This window comes from Streptococcus devriesei DSM 19639 (assembly GCF_000423725.1).
Lineage (GTDB): Bacteria > Bacillota > Bacilli > Lactobacillales > Streptococcaceae > Streptococcus > Streptococcus devriesei.
This window is the reverse complement of sequence record NZ_KE384084.1, coordinates 42,379-60,926: the sequence shown is the minus strand read 5'-3', so window position 1 is coordinate 60,926 and position 18,548 is coordinate 42,379. Positions and strand designations below refer to the sequence as shown.

General features: G+C 41.3%; 19 protein-coding genes and 1 pseudogene. 3 read left to right on the top strand and 17 right to left on the bottom strand.

All coding sequences use genetic code 11. The features are described from left to right. Positions 1 to 9 precede the first annotated feature (9 nt). From G573_RS0106410 to cpsA, 3 genes are all read right to left on the bottom strand, one after another. Positions 10 to 1,422 carry an oligosaccharide flippase family protein gene (locus G573_RS0106410; protein ID WP_051175744.1) on the bottom strand — a complete coding sequence of 471 codons (1,413 nt, stop codon included), beginning with the start codon at positions 1,420 to 1,422 and terminating at the stop codon, positions 10 to 12. 98 nt (positions 1,423 to 1,520) lie between these two features. Then, positions 1,521 to 2,207 (bottom strand): sugar transferase, encoded by a 687-nt coding sequence (locus G573_RS0106405; RefSeq protein WP_037586832.1) that lies wholly within the window; start codon positions 2,205 to 2,207, stop codon positions 1,521 to 1,523. Between the two features lie 33 nt (positions 2,208 to 2,240). Further along, complete coding sequence (gene cpsA / locus G573_RS0106400) at positions 2,241 to 3,710, bottom strand: LCP family glycopolymer transferase CpsA (RefSeq protein WP_027975933.1); 1,470 nt, start codon at positions 3,708 to 3,710, stop codon at positions 2,241 to 2,243. 157 nt (positions 3,711 to 3,867) lie between these two features. Here cpsA and G573_RS0106395 point away from each other — a divergent pair, with 157 nt between their 5' ends. Then, complete coding sequence (locus tag G573_RS0106395) at positions 3,868 to 4,776, top strand: LysR family transcriptional regulator (RefSeq protein ID WP_027975932.1); 909 nt, start codon at positions 3,868 to 3,870, stop codon at positions 4,774 to 4,776. A 173-nt stretch (positions 4,777 to 4,949) separates the two neighbouring features. Here the strand turns inward: G573_RS0106395 and G573_RS0106390 are convergent, their stop codons facing one another. The 7 genes from G573_RS0106390 to rpiA all read right to left on the bottom strand — a co-directional run bounded on the left by G573_RS0106390 (position 4,950) and on the right by rpiA (position 11,189). Further along, entirely contained in the window at positions 4,950 to 5,711 is a 762-nt protein-coding gene (locus G573_RS0106390) for a LytR family transcriptional regulator (RefSeq protein WP_027975931.1), read from the bottom strand. Between the two features lies 1 nt (position 5,712). Further along, complete coding sequence (gene deoD, locus G573_RS0106385) at positions 5,713 to 6,417, bottom strand: purine-nucleoside phosphorylase (protein ID WP_027975930.1); 705 nt, start codon at positions 6,415 to 6,417, stop codon at positions 5,713 to 5,715. A gap of 128 nt (positions 6,418 to 6,545) precedes the next feature. Beyond that, a complete protein-coding gene (locus G573_RS0106380) occupies positions 6,546 to 7,799 on the bottom strand; it encodes a chloride channel protein (protein WP_027975929.1) in 1,254 nt (417 codons plus the stop codon). A gap of 90 nt (positions 7,800 to 7,889) precedes the next feature. Continuing rightward, positions 7,890 to 8,699, bottom strand: a complete 810-nt coding sequence (locus G573_RS0106375; protein ID WP_027975928.1) for a purine-nucleoside phosphorylase — start codon at positions 8,697 to 8,699, stop codon at positions 7,890 to 7,892. Between the two features lie 18 nt (positions 8,700 to 8,717). Continuing rightward, on the bottom strand, positions 8,718 to 9,260 hold the full coding sequence (locus tag G573_RS0106370) for a DUF1697 domain-containing protein (RefSeq protein ID WP_027975927.1): 543 nt from the start codon (positions 9,258 to 9,260) through the stop codon (positions 8,718 to 8,720). A 1-nt stretch (position 9,261) separates the two neighbouring features. Then, the gene (locus G573_RS0106365; RefSeq protein WP_027975926.1) at positions 9,262 to 10,473 is read right to left on the bottom strand and encodes a phosphopentomutase; all 1,212 of its coding nucleotides are present in this window, start codon (positions 10,471 to 10,473) and stop codon (positions 9,262 to 9,264) included. Between the two features lie 35 nt (positions 10,474 to 10,508). Next, entirely contained in the window at positions 10,509 to 11,189 is a 681-nt protein-coding gene (gene rpiA / locus G573_RS0106360) for a ribose-5-phosphate isomerase RpiA (protein ID WP_027975925.1), read from the bottom strand. Between the two features lie 117 nt (positions 11,190 to 11,306). Here rpiA and mnmE point away from each other — a divergent pair, with 117 nt between their 5' ends. Continuing rightward, positions 11,307 to 12,674, top strand: coding sequence for a tRNA uridine-5-carboxymethylaminomethyl(34) synthesis GTPase MnmE (gene mnmE / locus G573_RS0106355; RefSeq protein ID WP_027975924.1), 1,368 nt, complete (start codon positions 11,307 to 11,309; stop codon positions 12,672 to 12,674). Positions 12,675 to 12,775: 101 nt separating this feature from the next. Continuing rightward, positions 12,776 to 12,964, top strand: a pseudogene (locus G573_RS11660) (IS3 family transposase); the annotation flags it as partial. Positions 12,965 to 13,007: 43 nt separating this feature from the next. Here G573_RS11660 and G573_RS0106350 read toward each other — a convergent pair. Genes G573_RS0106350 through G573_RS0106320 form a run of 7 tightly spaced genes read right to left on the bottom strand, consistent with a single transcriptional unit; the run spans position 13,008 to position 18,542 of the window. Continuing rightward, positions 13,008 to 14,123, bottom strand: a complete 1,116-nt coding sequence (locus G573_RS0106350; protein ID WP_027975923.1) for an alcohol dehydrogenase catalytic domain-containing protein — start codon at positions 14,121 to 14,123, stop codon at positions 13,008 to 13,010. Positions 14,124 to 14,137: 14 nt separating this feature from the next. Further along, the gene (locus tag G573_RS0106345) at positions 14,138 to 14,944 is read right to left on the bottom strand and encodes an ABC transporter permease subunit (RefSeq protein ID WP_027975922.1); all 807 of its coding nucleotides are present in this window, start codon (positions 14,942 to 14,944) and stop codon (positions 14,138 to 14,140) included. Next, the gene (locus G573_RS0106340; RefSeq protein ID WP_027975921.1) at positions 14,934 to 15,839 is read right to left on the bottom strand and encodes an ABC transporter ATP-binding protein; all 906 of its coding nucleotides are present in this window, start codon (positions 15,837 to 15,839) and stop codon (positions 14,934 to 14,936) included. Before G573_RS0106340 ends, G573_RS0106345 begins: the two co-directional genes overlap by 11 nt. Beyond that, the gene (locus G573_RS0106335) at positions 15,829 to 16,584 is read right to left on the bottom strand and encodes a hypothetical protein (protein WP_027975920.1); all 756 of its coding nucleotides are present in this window, start codon (positions 16,582 to 16,584) and stop codon (positions 15,829 to 15,831) included. The genes G573_RS0106340 and G573_RS0106335 overlap by 11 nt, the downstream gene beginning before the upstream one ends. Then, positions 16,581 to 17,480: an ABC transporter ATP-binding protein gene (locus G573_RS10985; protein WP_245543143.1), complete on the bottom strand. Its 900-nt coding sequence runs from the start codon at positions 17,478 to 17,480 to the stop codon at positions 16,581 to 16,583. The genes G573_RS0106335 and G573_RS10985 overlap by 4 nt, the downstream gene beginning before the upstream one ends. Beyond that, complete coding sequence (locus G573_RS0106325; protein ID WP_027975918.1) at positions 17,473 to 17,676, bottom strand: hypothetical protein; 204 nt, start codon at positions 17,674 to 17,676, stop codon at positions 17,473 to 17,475. Before G573_RS0106325 ends, G573_RS10985 begins: the two co-directional genes overlap by 8 nt. Continuing rightward, the gene (locus tag G573_RS0106320) at positions 17,673 to 18,542 is read right to left on the bottom strand and encodes a T3SS effector HopA1 family protein (protein ID WP_027975917.1); all 870 of its coding nucleotides are present in this window, start codon (positions 18,540 to 18,542) and stop codon (positions 17,673 to 17,675) included. The genes G573_RS0106325 and G573_RS0106320 overlap by 4 nt, the downstream gene beginning before the upstream one ends. Between the last annotated feature and the right edge of the window lie 6 nt (positions 18,543 to 18,548).

Here is an 18,548-nt window from a genome sequence, read left to right as displayed (position 1 = left end):
GTGAATCTCCTATTTAAACCGCAGCAATAATGATTGAAGGGTATCTATCGTAAACTTTTCTTTTGTGATGAGCAAGAAGATGCCATAAACAGCAAAAAAGACAAGTGCTGTCACAGCAAGGGTTAAGAAGGTTCCAAACGATAAGAAGCCTTTTAAAACCAAAGTGGCACCAACTGCTGCCAGTGTGCTTAAGATGATCTTCCATAAACCGATTTGTCTCAGCATGGGCACAATCAAATCGCGTAAAAAGTATAGCTGAACCAAAACAACTGTCAGCTCTGCAATGCTGCCGGCAAAGGCCGCACCTGCAGCGCCGAATAAAGGAATGGTGATGACATTAATCAAAACATCAGCCGTTGCTCCGATGATTGTCGATACAACCACCAGCATTTCTTTTTGCATGGGAACCAGAATCTGGATACCCATTAAATTGGAAATACCGATAAAAATAACCGTCGGCATAATCAGCTGCATGGGCAGAACAGCCGGCAGGAAATTATCTCCCGATAAAAAGAGAATGCTTTCCTTAGCATCAAGCACAAAGAACACGGTCAAGGGCACTGCCAGCACAAAAACGAAACTGAGGGCTTTCTCAACAAGCGTTCTGAATTCGGCATGACGCTCCTGCTCGTGATAAAAGGACAAACGGGGCAGCAAAACTGTCCCCAGTGACGTTACAATACTGACTAGAATCTGCTTAATCTTTACAGCAGCAGTATAGTAGCCGACCTGATGATCTCCCTTAATAAAGCCGATCAAGGTGGTATCAACATTGAGATAGATGGTCGTCGATACCGTTAAGAGGAAGAAGGTCAGGCAGGGTTTGAGGTGCTGTTTTAAATCTAAATTTTTGAGAGGTTTAAGGTCAATCAGTCTTCTTAAATTCAAGAAGTTCATCAAGTTGGATCCTACTCCTGCAAATACGGTTATGGCACCGTAAATAACATAGTCTTCTTTGTTTTTCACCAAAAGGAGCAGTAAAATCAGCGACAGGAATTTGAAAATGATAGACCGAACCGTAATATAGGAATATTTTTCCAGAGCCTTATAGAGCCAGTCAACTCCCAGAACATTGAAAATCAGGGTTGAAGACATGATCAGATAAAGCGTCTTTTCCTGAGACAGTTTGGGAACCATGAAAACAGAAATGCCTAAGCCAGCTAAAGCCAAGAGCATGACGATGGCATTGAGCAGAAAAATTTCCTGAACCGTTTTTCTTAATTTTGCCTGATCATTTCTAATCTTGGCACAGGCTCTGATACCATAAGTAGGGATTCCCATCATGCCGACCATCGTAAAGTAGGTAATGATAGATGTCGCAAATGATACTGTCCCGACTCCTTGAGCCTGTAAAACTCTGGACGCATAGGGAAAGGTTATCAGAGGAAAAATAAAGTTTGAGATGGTCAGAATAAAGTTCATCACGAAATTAAATCTGACGGAATTATAGCGGTTCACTGTATATACTACTCCATTTACGGATAATCTGGTTTAATGCTATCAAAGGTTAAGACTGCTGCCTAATGGGCTCCTTCCCCTGTGAAAACTTTTTTGATCGTTAAAAAGAAAATCTTCACATCTAACTTGAAAGAGAAATTTCTGACATAATAGAGCTCCAGTTGACAGCGTTCAGGGTACAGAACCTCGCTTCTGCCGGAAACCTGCCACCAGCCCGTTGCCCCCGGTTTGATAGACAGGAGCTCTGCTTGTTCACTGGGGGTGTACTCTTCTAATTCAGAAGCCAGAATAGGTCTGGGACCGATAAAGCTCATATCTCCCTTGATCAGATTGATAAACTGCGGCAGCTCATCAATACTGGTTTTTCGGATAAAATGGCCGATTCGGGTCAGTCTTGGATCCTCTTCAGGCAGCAATTTATAGCTGTTATCAAGGTACTGCTGATAGAGTTCAGGATTTGTTTTTAAAACGTCTTCAGCATTGACAACCATGGAACGGAATTTTATTATTTTAAAGGTCTTTCTTCCTTTGCCCATTCTTTCCTGGGTAAAAAAGATACTCCCCTTGTCTCTGCCAAAGAGATAGAAAACAAAGATAATGATCGAAACCGGAAGCAGGAGAAAAACCGCGCCCAAAAGACCGATAATAATGTCTAACAGCCGCTTGACGTATAGATAAAACCGATGAACCTCCTCAAGGTCATTCTCAGTCAAATAATCCCCTCCTATCTTTGTTTTTTCATAAATCATGGTTTAGCCGATTCTTTCGAACGGCTCTGCTTCTTATTCTCCGTCCATGGTGTCATTGATGGTATCTTTGGCCTTTGTCAGGCTGGATTCATCAATAGACAGCATATAAAGACTGGCATTCGGCATGGCATAAGATGTCAGTTCTCCGGTTGAGCCTTTGCCGGTAAGGGCCTGTGATTTGACCGTATATTTTGAACCGGACTCGAGCTGTGAGTTAACCAGAGACATCATGGTATTTAAGGACATGTTGGTTTGAATAGATTTTCCAAGTCCCTTGATAATGCTGTTGTAATTAGATACAGCTTTCATAGAAGACAGTTTGTCAACAATAGCTGCGATGACTTTCTCTTGATTTTTGCCGCGGTCATTGTCCCCTGCTTCCAATGAATAACGTTCGCGGACAAAAGCCAAGGCTTTTTCAGAATTCAGCTTGAGTTTTCCGACCGGAAAATCATAGTGACCGATATGGCTTGTAAAGGCTTGATCATTATAAACTTCAATGCCGCCCAGCAAATCGACCAAGGTCAAAAACGATGTAAAGTTGATTCTGGCATAGTAATCAATATCAATGTCATAGAGGTTTTCTAAAGTATGGATCGATGAGTCAATACCGTAGATACCTGCATGGGTCAGCTTATCCTTTTGATTGTTGCCGCCGTCAGCAATAGGAACATAGGCATCGCGCGGCGTTGTTGTCAAAAGAATCTTATGGGTCTTACGATTGACCGTCATAATGATATTGACATCCGAACGTGAAACCGATGAGATGGAGCCATAGCTGTCAATACCACTGATATATAGGTTAAAGACATCTTTATTGGTTTTCTTTCGAGCCGAGGCCACCTTTTGTTTAATCGTATAGGTGTAAATTGTCTTTAGCTTATCTTTATAATTTTCATCAGTCTGTGACAGCAATTCACTGTAGGCGCTGTTTAAAACCATAGCCTTGCTGGAGTCTTCCTGCAGGCTTTGATAGGCACTCTGATAAGAATCAGTCGCTTCTGTAGTCAAATCAACACCTTTATCAGTTTGAATTTTGCTGATGAGAGAGGCGATATTAGTTCCGTCATTGCCGGTTGGCGCTAAAACGCTCTTTAAATCAGCAAGCCTAGACACTGAGCTGTCTTTAGGAACAACGACGCTCATTTTAACTTCTGAATAGGAAGCCGTTTGATTCATCCTGTCAGACACATCAATGGCTGATTTCAAAAAGTAGAGAGCGCCTGAAGCTGCTAAGCTTCCCAGCAAAAGCAGAACCAAAGTAAACTTGACGGCACGTTTTTTTAAAATCAAGACCAGCGCCAGCAAAACAATTGCAATCAAGGCTACTGCTGCAATCACATTCAGACTTCTAAAAGCTAAGAAATCATAGGCAAAAACAAAAAAGAGAGTCACAGCAGACAGGACCGTAAAAAGAACTAAGAGAATACTGTTAATAACACTTAGCTTTTTGTGATTTCCTGTATGATGACTCTGATGACTTCTATTTGAGCGACTAACCATGCTTTTCCTCTCCAAAACAATACATTCTTTAATAGGTAATATTAACCTGTTCATTATACCATTTCAAATGCTCCTTTGCAATGATGAGCTTTAAGCAAAGAGCCGCTTGCCATCAGGCTATATTTATTAACAGCCTGATTTGTGTTACAATAAGCATATGCGTATTCAACAATTACATTACATTATCAAAATAGTCGAAACCGGCAGCATGAACGAAGCTGCCAAACAGCTCTTTATTACTCAGCCGTCACTGTCCAATGCCGTTCGTGATTTGGAACGGGAAATGGGCATTGAAATCTTTATCCGCAATCCAAAAGGCATCACGCTGACCAAGGACGGTGTTGAGTTTTTATCCTATGCCCGTCAGGTGGTCGAACAGACTGCTTTGCTGGAAGAGCGCTATAAAAGCCAAGGGCACACGCGCGAACTTTTCAGTGTATCTGCCCAGCACTACGCTTTTGTTGTCAATGCTTTTGTCAGTCTGCTGAAAGAAACGGATATGACCCGCTATGAGCTTTTTCTGCGTGAAACCAGAACCTACGAAATTATTGATGACGTGAAAAATTTCCGCTCAGAAATCGGCGTGCTCTTTTTAAACAGCTATAATCATGACGTTTTAACAAAGATGTTTGATGACAATCATTTGACCTACACCAACCTTTTCAAAGCCCATCCTCATATCTTTGTCAGCAAATCCAACCCTCTGGCCGATAGAAAAATGGTTTCCATGAGCGATTTGGAAGATTTCCCCTATCTCAGCTATGATCAAGGGATTCACAACTCCTTTTACTTCTCAGAAGAAATCATGTCGCAGATTTCCCACAAAAAATCCATCGTCGTGTCTGACCGGGCCACACTCTTTAATCTCATGATCGGTTTAGACGGCTATACCATCGCGACCGGTATCTTAAACAGCAATCTCAACGGAGACAATATCGTTTCCATCCCCCTTGATGTTGAAGATGAGATTGACATCATCTATCTCAAACACGAAAAAGCCAACCTCTCCAAAATGGGCGAAAAATTCATCGACTACCTTCTTGAAGAAGTGAAATTTAATAAGTAAAAAAGAGCCTGATGGCTCTTTTCGGTTTGCAGACAAACTTCCAAAACTAAATTCTCTCTAAAATTTCATCTTAGAATAGTATTACTTTTCATTTTTGTAAAATAGACTTTTTCTTCAGTCTGAAAAAAGCCTGACGGCTCTTTTTTGTCAGACTGTTTTTTAAATAGGCTGGCCTAATAAAGATTCTTAATCAGGTCATTGACCTTGTCAAAATAAAAGGTCTTACTGTCATAGATGACTCCTGAAAAAATCGCCAGAGCGATAATCTTCTCTAAAAACGTTTTGGACGAGAAGCCTGTTGTCCGGTGGAGCTCTTCTTCATCAAAAGGTTTAATGAGGTGAGCCAGCGGATTGCGGGCTGATTTTTCAAAGTCCCGTAAGAGCAAAACGGCCGCTTTGATGTTTTCAGGCAGATCGGTCAGCTGGATAAAGTCAACCAAACTTTTAGAAGTTACCTTGCTGTCTCTTCTCTTAGCGACAAAATCCTGAACAAAGGGATTTGAAGACTGATGCATCTTGTCAAATTCCCAGACATCATACTGGTCATTTTTGGCATCATAGATATAATCCTCAATATCCGGGATCTGACTGTTCAGCAAACGCATGAACAGCCGATATAAAATCGGACTGACACTCCTGACAAAGTCGATAATGTTATCATTGCGCAGCTTTGCTTCCAAATCCATGATATAGTTTGCCAGCAGTTCTTCTTCGTAAGCATTGTCCAAAAGAGAAATCTGATAGGCACTTTCCAGCTCTTTCAGACGGGCACGATGCTGAAAGAGAAAATCAACATTGAGTTCACGTCTTTCTTTCAAGAGCTCCAAGAGAAAATGAATATCATCAGAAAACTCCCGGCTGACTTTGACGATCTGATAAGCATGGTGATAGGCGTAAACATTCAGCAGAATGTCCAATGTTTCTTTTTCTGTCATGTTAAGCAATCAAGGTTTCTAAGCCTACCTTCATCATATCGGTGAAGGTTGTTTCACGTTCTTGGGCTGTTGTGTCTTCATCTGCGACCAGACTGTCTGAAATGGTCATAATTCCCAGTGCCTGCACACCATGTTTAGCCGCAAGATAGTAAAGCGCTGCCGCTTCCATTTCAACAGCCTTAACACCCAATTGTCCCAGTTTAATATTATTTTCCGCAAAATCAGAATAAAAGGCATCGATTGACAAGACGCTGCCGACATGGGTGGTTAAGTTCATGTCCTTAGCAATATGATAGGCCTTATCCAGCAAGCTGAAATCTGCAATCTGCGGGAAATCATACTGCGGCCATTCGTTTTTTATCATGCTGGAAGTGGTGCCGGCAGCCTGTGCCAAAACAAGCTCGCGGACATGGACGTCTTGATTGAGTGAGCCGGCCGTTCCCACGCGAATGAGCTTTTTAACACCGTAAGAGGTGATTAATTCACTGGCATAGATAGAGATGGACGGCATTCCCATTCCGGTTCCCATGACGGAGACGCGCTGACCTTTGTAGCTACCGGTATAACCCAGCATACCGCGAACATTGTTGAAACATTGGGCATCCTCTAAAAAGTTTTCGGCAATAAATTTAGCCCGCAGCGGATCTCCCGGCAAAAGAATCTTATCAGCAATTTGACCTTGTTTTGCTTCGATATGAATAGACATAATTAAGATATAAAGGGCGTTAAAAGGACACAGACAAAATAGGAAATCGCTTGAAAATCCTGATTTTCGCTGGCGATTTATCTTTTTGTCACAGTCCTCAGCCCGTATTCAGTTACTCTGAGTACAAGCTATACCCTGCCTTTCTGTAGTTTTGATAAATAAGTATTGACAATATAAGCAGTCGCGACTGCCAATAAAAGCGGTAAATAAGACGGAAAAGACTGCCCTGTAAAAGAGATAACCAAGCCAACGGCAGTCAGCGGCGCTTTCATGGTTACTGCTAAAAATACAGCTGAGCCCAACAAAGAAGCTGCTGTCATTGATAAACTCGGAACAATGATGTGCAGGACTGACACTAAAATGAAGGCTGCGACAGCTCCCATTGAAAAAGATGGTGTCAGGGTACCGCCGTAAGCTCCTGATTTTAAGACAAGGAGGACAAGGAAGGCTTTGACAGGCAAAACCATCAGAGCCTGAACCGGTGACAGGGCAGAGAAAACTTTCTGTACCAAGGCTCCACCATTTCCCAAAATCTCGGGGAAAATGACAGATAGTGCTGCCACAATAAGAAAACTCAAGGGCAGCTGCCAGAGGATAGCCCTGCTTTTAGTTTTATGCGACTGCGCCCAAGCAGTAAGCTGACGAAAAAGGTTGGCCAAGGGGCCAATCGCCGCTCCAATCACAACAGCCAGCAAAATCGTGGACCAGTTAGCTGCCAGCTGTCCTGTCCTATAGAGCGGAACATCTGGAATTGACAGCTGGGCAACTGCTGCTGCTAAAACCGTAGAAAGAAGAGCCAGCAAACCATTGCGGAAAGAAAGACCGACAGCCAGCGTCTCAAAGACAAAGAAAACACTGGCAAGAGGAACTTGGTAAACCGCCGCCAGCCCTGCTGCCGCTCCGCAGGCAATCAAGAGTTTACGGTCAGGCAGACGCAGATGAAAATAATCTGAAATCCGCCCTGCTGTCAAAGCTCCCAGCTCACGAGGTGCGCCTTCCTTACCAATGGGAGAACCTGCTGCAACAGAAGCAATCTGCAGGAAAATATTGCAGAGGTGTATCCACAGGATTGGGCGATAACTGGCTTTTTTATCCAGTGAAACCTGAGATCTGACCGAAATAATCTGCCGATTTTTTCTCTGTATGAAATACCACACCAAGGCTGAAAGCACTCCCGCGCCAAAAACGGCCAAAAAGCGCCGTTCAGGAGACACACGGCCAAAGAGCAGCAGCTGCGAGGAGGCTTCTCCTCGTCCAAAAGCCAGCTTTTCCACCAGCTTTTGCAGCTCATGCAGCAGTATACCGCCGCAGCCTGTCAGCAAACTGGTTAGGATAAAAGCAGCTAAAAGTTTGTAAATATAAGTTTTATCTGACTTAAACATTGAAACTATCCAGAAATGAAAAGAGTTCCTCATTCATTTCTCTATAATTAAAGCCTTGAATGACAAAATGAATTCTCACCACCAAGCCTCCTACAGCTCTGCTAGGACAGCTTTTACCAGACTCTTGAAATCTTCCTTGATGCGTTCGGTCACAGCGACAACTTCATCGTGATTGAGCTCATCTTGAAAACCAGCAGCATGGTTGGTGATTGCTGAAATTCCCAAAACGTTCAGGCCAGAATGAGCGGCCACAATCACTTCGGGTACAGTTGACATGCCAACAGCATCTGCTCCCATCGTCTTAAAGGCACGGATTTCAGCCGGTGTTTCATAGGAAGGTCCTGATACGCCGATATAAACGCCCTCATCCAGCTTGATACCGAGCTTGTCGGCCACTTGGTGGGCTGTCTTGCGGTAGTCTTTGCTGTAGGCATTGGACATATCCGGAAAACGCGGACCGAACGTTTCAAGGTTTTCACCAATCAATGGGTTTCGACCAGTAAAGTTGATATGGTCGCTGATAGTCATGAGTGTACCCGGGCCAAATCCGATACCGCCAGCGGCATTGGTCACCAAAACGCCCTGACAGCCCAGAGCTTTCATGATGCGAACAGGGAAGGTCACAAGGTCCAACGAGTTGCCTTCGTAGAAATGGAAACGTCCCTGCAGAGCCAAAACTTTGCGGCCGGCCAAATCACCATAGACTAACTTTCCCGCATGACCGGTAACGGTTGAGCGTCCCCAGTTGGGAATGTCAGCGTAGTCTAATACGACAGCATTTTCAATCTCTTCTGCCAGCTCACCGAGACCTGATCCTAAAATCAAGCCAAACTCTGGCTCTTGAACACCTTGTGCTGTCAGAAAGTCGCGTGTTTCGTTAATTTTTTCTAGTAATGACATAGTTCTTCCTTTATTCTTTTATTGCTGAAGGAATTGTAAAATCTTCTTAGCTGTCCTGCCGTTTCGAATAGTTATTTGTCGGTAAAAATCTTCCTTCATCAGCTGCTTATGGTAGCTTGTTTTTAGATACTCGCTTTCAGTGTATTTCCCCCAATAAATGCCCAATTCTCCAAAATGAATCACTTCATTCCTCAATGAAAAGGACTTAATACGATCGATGACCTTTTTCTTATCCATGTTTTCCGTAAAAAAGAGAACATCCTTTCGGGCTAAGTCTTGGTACCACCAATCAGGCAAGTCATTATAATCTTTTTCATACTCTTCCTGTGAAAAAAGTGAAAAATAGCGAACAAAAGGATAATGATTGGCAAAAAACTTCTCAAACTGGGAAACGAGATCCTCCCGAGGACAATCTGACTGAAAAAAGAGATTGCCGCTGTTGATATAGGTTTTAACATTTGTAACCCCTATATCTGTCACATGCTGACGAAGTTCACTCATGACCACCTTATTGTTCCCACCGACATTGATACCTCTTAGGAGGACTATATAATTTTCCATCTTATACTAATTTATCCAAGAAGCTCTCACCGATCATGGCTGTTTCCACACCGAAGTTTTCAGCAACAGTGGCTGAGATGTCTGCATAGTGGCCGACTGGAATCACGCCATTTCCCTTGAAGGCCGGGCTGTAGGCCAGAAGCGGTACGTATTCACGGGTATGGTCAGTACCGGCATAGGTCGGGTCGTTGCCGTGGTCGGCTGTAATCAGCAACAGGTCATTGTCAGCCATAGCTGCAATGATTTCAGGCAGACGCTCATCAAATTCATGCAAACAGTCACGATAGCCATACACATTGCGACGATGACCGTAGAGAGCATCAAAATCCACCAAGTTAGTAAATGAGAAACCTTTGGTGAACTCAGGCAGGTTCATCGTTTTCAGCAAGGTATCCACTCCGTGGCTGTTAGACTTGTTGTGGCCCATATCGTGATTGATGCCGGAACCATTGAAAATATCATTAATTTTACCGACAGCGTAGGTAGCAATCCCTGCTTCATCCAATTTATTGAGGACAGTTGGGGCAAATGGCGAAACGGCTAGATCGCGGCGATTGGCCGTCCGCGTAAAGTTACCGGGCTCGCCCACATAAGGACGCGCGATAATGCGCCCAAGCAGAGCCGGACGTTCCAAGGTAATCGAACGCGCATACTCACAGATCTTGTAGAGCTCATCCAGCGGAATAATATCTTCATGCGCCGCAATCTGTAAAACAGGATCGGCCGACGTATAGATAATCAGCTCACCCGTTTCCATTTGGCGGGGGCCAAAGTCCGCAATCACCTGCGTTCCTGAATAGGGTTTGTTGGCTTCACGAATGACCTTACGTCCTGAAAAATCTTCAATTTTGGTAATGATTTCTTCCGGGAAACCATTCCAGAAGGTATCAAAAGGCTCAGTGATATTGAGTCCCATGATTTCCCAGTGGCCGGTCATGGTGTCCTTGCCCAGTGACACTTCTTCCAGCTTTGTCGCATAGCCTGTCGGGCTGCTTTCGGCGGGAACGGTTTTTAAGGCCTGCGGACGAGGGATATTCCCCAAGCCGATTTTAGCCATGTTTGGCACATTAAGCCCAACCGTTTTCGAAATATGCCCCAGTGTGTCCGAAGCACCGTCCGGCACACCGGCATTGGAGAAATTATTAGCATCGGGCGCTGCCCCGATTCCCACAGAATCCAAAACGACTAAATGAATACGATCAAATGTTGACATGATATTCCTCATCTCTAAGATAGCTCTGCTATCAACTATAAATTATCGGCTTCTAAAATCCGTACGCCCTCTTTGCCGGCCACAATTACACGATTAACCATGCCGCAAAAAAGGCCGTGTTCAACAACACCGACTTGGTGATCCAGCTTGCTGCCAAATTCAAGAGGATTGGGAATGCTTCCTAAATCTAAATCAATAATGAAATTGCCCATATCAGTGATAAAACGAACACCGTCATATTCTCTAAAAGAAGGCCGATAGCCTTTTTTCTTAAACTCTCTGAACAAATGCTCAGCACCGTACTGAACAACTTCAACCGGCAGTTTAAAGGCTCCCAGAGTCTCCACCAACTTACTCTCATCAACAACCCAGATATAATCTTTGGTCGGTGTTGCGACTACTTTTTCCATGAGAAGAGCACCGCCGCCGCCCTTGATGCCGTTAAACTGAGGATCTACCTCGTCGGCACCGTCAACGGTCACATCGATGACATCGACTTCGTCAACAGATTTTAGCGGGATTCCCAAGCTTTCAGCCTGAGCAGTTGTCCGGCTTGAGGTTGTGACCCCGACAACCTGCAGTCCCTCTTCTTGAACACGGCGGCCGATCTCCTCCACAAAATAATAGGCTGTCGACCCTGTTCCGAGTCCCACAATCATGCCGTCTTTGACATATTCTGCTGCTTTGACGCCAGCAATTTTTTTGAGTTCTTCCATAAAGGTTCCTCTTTCACACATAATCACCTTATTATAACATGAAATCGCATACTTGTTAATCTTTTCTGGCTATCTCAAAATCTTGCAGCTTCCCTTTTTTTGCGCTACAATTAAGCTATGATTACTAAAGAATTTGACACTATTGCGGCTATTGCAACCCCTCTTGGTGAGGGGGCAATCGGCATCGTCCGTATTTCAGGCTCTGAAGCGCTGGCCATTACTAAAAAAATTTTTAAGGGAAAAAATTTGGATAATGTTCCCTCTCATACCATTAATTATGGACATATCGTTGAAAATGGGGAGATTATTGATGAAGTCATGGTTTCTGTCATGCGGGCGCCCAAAACATTCACGCGCGAAGATGTGATTGAAATCAATACGCATGGCGGCGTGGCTGTCACTAATGAAATCCTTCAGCTGGTCATTCGTTCTGGTGCTCGTATGGCAGAGCCCGGCGAATTTACCAAACGTGCCTTTCTCAATGGGCGTGTTGATTTAGCGCAGGCTGAAGCTGTTATGGATCTCATTCGCGCTAAAACAGATAAGGCTATGGCTATCGCTGTCCAGCAATTAGATGGTTCTCTTTCCAACCTTATCAATAACACACGCCAAGAAATCCTCAATACTCTGGCTCAGGTCGAAGTCAATATCGACTATCCCGAGTATGATGATGTGGAAGAAATGACAACCGCACTCATGTGGGAAAAAACGCAAGAGTTTGAAACTTTGTTGACCAATCTCCTTAAAACAGCCCGCAGAGGGAAAATCCTGCGTGAGGGCTTATCTACAGCTATCATCGGCCGGCCTAATGTCGGTAAATCCAGTCTGCTCAATAATCTTTTACGAGAGGAAAAGGCTATTGTCACCGATATCGAAGGAACGACTCGTGATGTCATTGAAGAGTATGTCAATATCAAGGGAGTGCCGCTCAAGCTTATTGACACCGCCGGTATTCGTGAAACGGATGATTTGGTTGAAAAAATCGGCGTTGAGCGTTCTAAAAAAGCCTTGGAAGAGGCTGACCTTGTTTTGCTTGTCCTCAACAGCGCTGAAAAACTGACAGATCAAGACCGCGCCTTACTAGATATTAGTAAAAACAGCAATCGTCTCATTCTTCTTAATAAGACAGATCTGTCAGAGCAAATTGAAACCGACCAGCTTCCAAACGATTGTATCAAAATCTCTGTCCTCAACAACCAAAATATTGATGCTATTGAAGAACGGATCAATGATATTTTCTTTGACAATGCCGCTAGTGTTGAAAAAGATGCCACCTACCTCTCTAATGCCCGCCATATTTCCTTGATTGAGCAAGCCCTTGAAAGTCTGCATGCTGTTAATGAAGGGCTGGAACTGGGTATGCCGGTAGATCTCTTGCAGGTTGATATGACCCGCACTTGGGAGATTCTCGGAGAAATTACGGGTGATGCAGCTCCTGATGAACTCATTACTCAGCTCTTCAGCCAGTTTTGTTTGGGGAAATAATTGCTTTCTGCAAAACCACACTAAGAAAAAGCCCTTGGATACCATTAAACTGCACCCCAAAAGTTAGACAGAAAAAAATCTAACTTTCGGGGTATTTTTTGATGAAATTAACTTACGAAGACAAATTATCTATTTATTTTAAGAAACAAGAAGGCTGCTCGTGGTCTTAATTAAACAAAGAATAGTCGATTCGGATTTCCAATCCAAAGTATGTGGTTAAGCTCATGGATCGCTATGGTTTGGAGATTGCTAGAAAAGGAAGAAATCATTATTATTCTCCTACATTAAAACTGATAAAATGACAAACGCCTTCGGAAAACCAAAGGCGTTTATTTAATCTGCATAATGCATTACAATTTTACCAAAGCGATTACTATGATTATATGTCGCATCTAGAAATTCTGAGCCTCTAGTAATCTCTAGATTCTTCTCAATGACAATAGGAGGATTCTCAGGGATAAATGAGTTGATCGCCCCTTGCAAATCCTCTGTCGTACCAATGCAGTTTCCAATAATATGCAAATTAAAAATCATTACCGTAAGCATCAGCTGATTAAACCTATCACTGTCTAGGTTGTCCGTGCTTTCTTTAAATGTCTCATGTTGATTTTTAAAACCACATGTGATATAACGACCATCAAAATTCAACTTAGTAAGACTATTTAGCAAATTCAGGTCATAAAATGGGTCAAAAACAAGATCAAATTTACCAATATCTAGTTCATCCCAATCTCTCAAACCACGCTTGATCGTTATGATAGCTGCCGGTTTAACAAATTCTAATTCTGCTTCCGTCCATTCACTCGTCGTTAAAGCTGTTACTGAAACTCCCATGGAGAGCAAGCGTTTAATGATGAATAAGGAGGTGTTAGAACGTGAACTACACACCAAAACTCTATCTTCTTGTGATACTTTTGAGCGTCGAATCATACTCTCAGACGTCTGCGCTCCAATAGAAAAGGAAGCTGCCACACCATCATTCATAACATCTGGGATTGACAATAGCTTTGATTTATGCAACTTTAACCAACCTCTTGATGCCTCATTAGTCACTACTCCAGTCCCAACACCTTCATATTCTTGATAAGGGTAATAACAATTAGGAATGACTCGCATACCTTTAGAGAGATTTGTGACATTCTTCCCCACTTCTTCTACCCTAGCGACAAAATCAGAACCAAAGAAACTCAACGCCTGTCCTTCAGCTTTATCTTTGCCTATTTCTAATTGAGATTTTACAATGATTGCTTTATCTCTGTAATTACAAGAGAACGCTAAGACACGAACTAAAACAAAATCATCATTTTCAGAGGCATCAGGATTAAAGTCAGGGCGTGGAATGTCAACAACACCACACGTCACATTTGTGCCACGTATATCGACTGTTTGCATATTTTCTACCATATCACTGGATAAAATGTTTGTATTAATAACTGCTAGAGCTTTCATAAAGTATTTCTCCTTTAATGTAAAATAAACCGTTCAAAGTCAAATGTCTTAATCAGAAACAAAAAGATAAGTATTACCACAATAATCAGTACAATAACTAAAATAAGCGTTTCTCTAATTCCTAAAAGAAGGACACCCGTAGATTGTGAAATAACGAGTCCAAAAATAGGAAGGACTAAAAACATAGACAGACTTTGTGCAGACCGACCACTATCAATGTATTGTGACCCAGCAATAATCAAAAATATTGATGACAGTACCAATAAAGGAGACATGATAAATAGCATGATTACCCATGATAAATTTGGCAAAACAAGGCTTTTGAAATAATGAAAACCCAATGTATTAATCATCAAAAAATAAACTAGCGCTGACATAATCGTAATAACCAGAGCTGGCAAAGCCGAGGCTAAAGACTTTCCTAGTATTAACTCTCTTACAGAAACAGGGCTGTATAATAATCCTTCAAGAGTTTTGTGTTCTTTTTCTCCAACAAAACTTGTTGAGGACAAAGTCGTAGCAATCATGACTGGAATCAATAAGAAAAATGGGAGAAAAAAGTAAGTAAATATCGCATATAGAATGACACTCGTTCCTGTTAGATGGCTTGGGTGCGAAATCTGAGTTAGATTCTTTAAAAAATTTGTCATCCCAGCAATACTTGAGGTTAATCCTTCATTTGCTCCCAGCAGCAACAACAACAATGGTAAAATGACCGAAAAAATCATAGGAAGAAGCAACACTGTTAGCATTAGACTTTTATCTTTTTTCACCTCAAGAATATCTTTTCTTAAGATAGCACCAATCGTTTTATAACTCATGATTACCTCCTATAATACGAAAGTAAATATCCTTTATACTTTCTTTTTGCTCTTGAACACTATAAATTTGACTTTCATTATGAACTAAGCTTGTTACTATTTCAGGGATTTTATCTCTATCAGTAATAGACAAGGAAATTTGAGTAGCTTTATCATGTTCATTATGAACATCTTTCATCAACTCTTCTGATAAGATAAGTTTTCCTGAGATACGCAGTTGAGACTGCGGATTTCTAAGACTTTCCAGACTTCCTGAAACAAGTAATTTTCCATTATCAAGAATGCCGATACTATCCACAAGGTCATCCAGGCCATATAAATAGTGAGTACACATAATAACAGTAACTCCTTGCTGCTTAATCTTCTTAATCAAGCTATTAAATTCATCAATTGCTTCTGGATCGAGTCCAGTTGTTGGCTCATCTAAAATCAATAATTCTGGAGAATGTAGCATGGCACGCGCAAGAAGTACTTTCTGCCGATTCCCTTTGCTCAAAGTCCCTAACTCCATATCTAGATATTTCTGAATATGGAAGACTTCTTTTAGATCGTCAATCCTTTTAGCGATGTCATTCTCACTAAGAGTATATAATTTACCAAAAAAATGTAAATTTTCACGAACAGTCAACTTTTCATAAAGATTGCCATCATTCTGGACTCCTATTCGTTTCAATAAGCGTGCCCTGTTATCTGTCGTTAAGACCTCGTCAAACAACTTAACTTTACCTGAATCTAAACCCAAGACTCCTAACAATAAGCGAATAATGGTTGTTTTGCCTGCTCCATTTGGTCCTAGCAACGCAAAGGTGGAGCCCTTTTCAACAGAAAATGTCACAGATTTGATAATATCAGTTTTACCAATTCTTTTACAAATATCCTCAATCTCAATGACCATAATGTCTCCTCCTTCTATACCAGAAGACTACCATATTAATACATATCAACAGCACAATGTAACCCAGCAAATACCAGATACTTGGTGAAAGAGTGACTTTTTTAAAACCCGCTATTAAAATATCTGTCGGTAGCAACCAGTTTGTAAACAGAACTTCACTGAGAATTTTTACACTTGTCCATGCTGATGAAATAAGCAAAATAATCTCAAATACACCCGCAATAGCAAAAGGGGCGTTGACAATAATATGTAATAAAAAGCCGATTATTACAATCCCAACTACGCCTAATAAATTAAGCAAATAAGCATAGATACTATGTCCTAGGTTAATCTTATCACACAATGCAAATGTCAAATATAGAGCGCTCAAAAAGCCTGCTAGACTGGCTACAATAAAAGAAATAAGCGAAGCTAGTAGTTTTGGGAAAAATATCTTAAACAGATTACTAGTTCGTGTTTGAAAAAATAACCTTAAAGACTCTGTCTTAGAAATGTTGCTCATTCCCAGTATGCTATAAAGTGAGATGAAAATCCCCATCTGAACAACATTTTTAAAGTATGACTCCATTACACTTTGCCAAGTTGGCTCAGGTAACCGAATCATATTTGCTGAACTACTGAGCTGTTTAATAATATCATTGGCGTAATACGTGCTAAGTGTAGAAGTCAGAGCTAAACAGACAAATACGAACACTAGCAAATAAAGCCTTTTACTGCGGTGCCACCGTTTTAGTTCAAGTATCATGAAGTCTTCTCCTCTCTGCTACCCACGAGGTAATCAAAAGCATCTTCCAAGGTTACAGCTTCTTTTCTAATAGACTGAAGCCCAACAGGAGTTTCTTGATTCAGCGCTGCAAGGACTTGATAAAAATCTTCTGCGGAAAAGCTTAACTCTTTTTTAGATTCTACTTTAAAAATTACACTGCCTCGATACTCTTTCAAGAACTTTTCCTGAGCCTCTTCAGATGAAAACATCAAAAAAGCTTTCTGATGATTTGGAGTTGTTTCAAGCAAGTGGCTAAGATTTCCCTCATAGATTTTTTCACCTTTATGGATGACAATAAGCTCTTCCGCAATCTTTTCAACATCACTTAAGATATGGCTGGAAAAAACAACAACCATTTCTTTCCCCAGCTCTTTCATGATATTAATCACATCTTCCCGTCCCTTGGGGTCTAGCGCGCTTGTTGGCTCATCAAAGAAAATCAACTTTGGCTCAAGCACTAAAGAAGATGCGATACCTAAGCGTTGCTTCATCCCTCTTGAAAAATGTTCGACTGTACGGTAAGCACTCCTTCCGAGCCCAACCTTGTCCAATGTTTCTAGATAATACTCGTCATTCTTTTGACTGCCTGAAAATAGCCAACGAGAGTATTTCAATATTTCTAAAGCAGTTAAATGTGAAGGAAAATCAGGAACATCTGTACAAAACGCGATACTTTTTGATAAACGATTGACTTCCCCTTCTCTAATATCATAATCTCCAAAAATAGATTTGATAAAGGTCGTTTTACCTGCTCCATTGAGACCAATCAACCCTATAACTTTAGGTGTGTCACCAATTGTCAGTGAAAAATGCTTTAAAATATGATTGCGCTTAATTGTAATATCTACGTCATGTAGCTCTACTAAATCAGTCATGATCTATCTTCTCCGTTCTACCTACAAAGTAATAAATCACCCCACCTAAAGGAGCTGATACAAAAGCACAAATCAGAAACCAAGTCCATTTTGGCAAATATTTCACACTGTTCTTTCTAATATCAAAGAAAAAGAAAAGTAAGTAGGCTAGATAAAAAATGACGATAGGAATAATAATCAGCGCTGCATTTTTCATACGTTTTCTCCTTCTAGGTTTAAGTAAAGTTGCTCAGGATTAATGCTTCGATTTTTTAAACGTTGTTTCAATATTCTTTGAAAATCAAGGCCAGTTCTGATACTATCTTTTATCGCATAAGCAATAGCCTCACAGCGATCCTCTCCAAAGCTGACCTCCCGTCCATTAAAAATCGGTTGCTTCGCATAACCAACTGTCGGACTAATACACTTGCACAAAGCTGAAATGTGATCTTTTTGATACTTAATTTGTAGCTGCCGTGTTACAGAGAGCAAAATTTTCTCTATTACTTCTGATTCCTCTGCAGTACAATAAAAGACCATAGCATCATTTCGTGGATATCGTGATGTTGATGATAATATTTTTGTGGTAAATGGAATGTTTATTTCCTCAAGTTCGTGAATAGCTTGACCCCATAGTGCAATCGCATTTTCTGGATTATCAGAGTACACATAGTAACGTTCTGTATTCTTTATAAATTTACCAGCACGAACTGAGTTCATATACATAAAAAATCCAGGACTTAAATTTGGTCTAAACGGTGAAATTTTTACCGTTTCTGACGATTCTTCACTGTAAATACGTACACCTCCAAGACTGACAGAATGAACACCTTGGACATCTACACTTTTTCCAACAACAGGCAGTAGCTTTTCTTGCAAGGAAGATTCGATTTCTGTTCTCAAATCTTCTTTAGCTTGTAATGCTAAGTCTAAATTTCCCGTATGTAAAGTGCTATACAACCACTGTGTTAATTCTGAAAGTTTTCTCTTTGTGACTTCTGGAAAAGAATTTTCTCCAATCACCACCCTATCTAAATCACTATCAACAGTAATTAAGTTAGCTAATTGTTTTACATCTGTCATATTACT

Coding starts and splice junctions, on each gene's coding strand:
- G573_RS0106380 (WP_027975929.1), bottom strand. CDS start 7,799: ATGTTTAAGTCAGATAAAACTTATATTTACAAACTTTTAGCTGCTTTT.
- G573_RS0106370 (WP_027975927.1), bottom strand. CDS start 9,260: ATGGAAAATTATATAGTCCTCCTAAGAGGTATCAATGTCGGTGGGAAC.
- G573_RS0106350 (WP_027975923.1), bottom strand. CDS start 14,123: ATGAAAGCTCTAGCAGTTATTAATACAAACATTTTATCCAGTGATATG.
- G573_RS0106410 (WP_051175744.1), bottom strand. CDS start 1,422: ATGAACTTTATTCTGACCATCTCAAACTTTATTTTTCCTCTGATAACC.
- G573_RS0106395 (WP_027975932.1), top strand. CDS start 3,868: ATGCGTATTCAACAATTACATTACATTATCAAAATAGTCGAAACCGGC.
- G573_RS0106335 (WP_027975920.1), bottom strand. CDS start 16,584: ATGATACTTGAACTAAAACGGTGGCACCGCAGTAAAAGGCTTTATTTG.
- G573_RS10985 (WP_245543143.1), bottom strand. CDS start 17,480: ATGACTGATTTAGTAGAGCTACATGACGTAGATATTACAATTAAGCGC.
- G573_RS0106340 (WP_027975921.1), bottom strand. CDS start 15,839: ATGGTCATTGAGATTGAGGATATTTGTAAAAGAATTGGTAAAACTGAT.
- rpiA (WP_027975925.1), bottom strand. CDS start 11,189: ATGGAAGAACTCAAAAAAATTGCTGGCGTCAAAGCAGCAGAATATGTC.
- cpsA (WP_027975933.1), bottom strand. CDS start 3,710: ATGGTTAGTCGCTCAAATAGAAGTCATCAGAGTCATCATACAGGAAAT.
- G573_RS0106320 (WP_027975917.1), bottom strand. CDS start 18,542: ATGACAGATGTAAAACAATTAGCTAACTTAATTACTGTTGATAGTGAT.
- G573_RS0106325 (WP_027975918.1), bottom strand. CDS start 17,676: ATGAAAAATGCAGCGCTGATTATTATTCCTATCGTCATTTTTTATCTA.
- G573_RS0106365 (WP_027975926.1), bottom strand. CDS start 10,473: ATGTCAACATTTGATCGTATTCATTTAGTCGTTTTGGATTCTGTGGGA.
- mnmE (WP_027975924.1), top strand. CDS start 11,307: ATGATTACTAAAGAATTTGACACTATTGCGGCTATTGCAACCCCTCTT.
- deoD (WP_027975930.1), bottom strand. CDS start 6,417: ATGTCTATTCATATCGAAGCAAAACAAGGTCAAATTGCTGATAAGATT.
- G573_RS0106375 (WP_027975928.1), bottom strand. CDS start 8,699: ATGTCATTACTAGAAAAAATTAACGAAACACGCGACTTTCTGACAGCA.
- G573_RS0106390 (WP_027975931.1), bottom strand. CDS start 5,711: ATGACAGAAAAAGAAACATTGGACATTCTGCTGAATGTTTACGCCTAT.
- G573_RS0106345 (WP_027975922.1), bottom strand. CDS start 14,944: ATGAGTTATAAAACGATTGGTGCTATCTTAAGAAAAGATATTCTTGAG.
- G573_RS0106405 (WP_037586832.1), bottom strand. CDS start 2,207: ATGATTTATGAAAAAACAAAGATAGGAGGGGATTATTTGACTGAGAAT.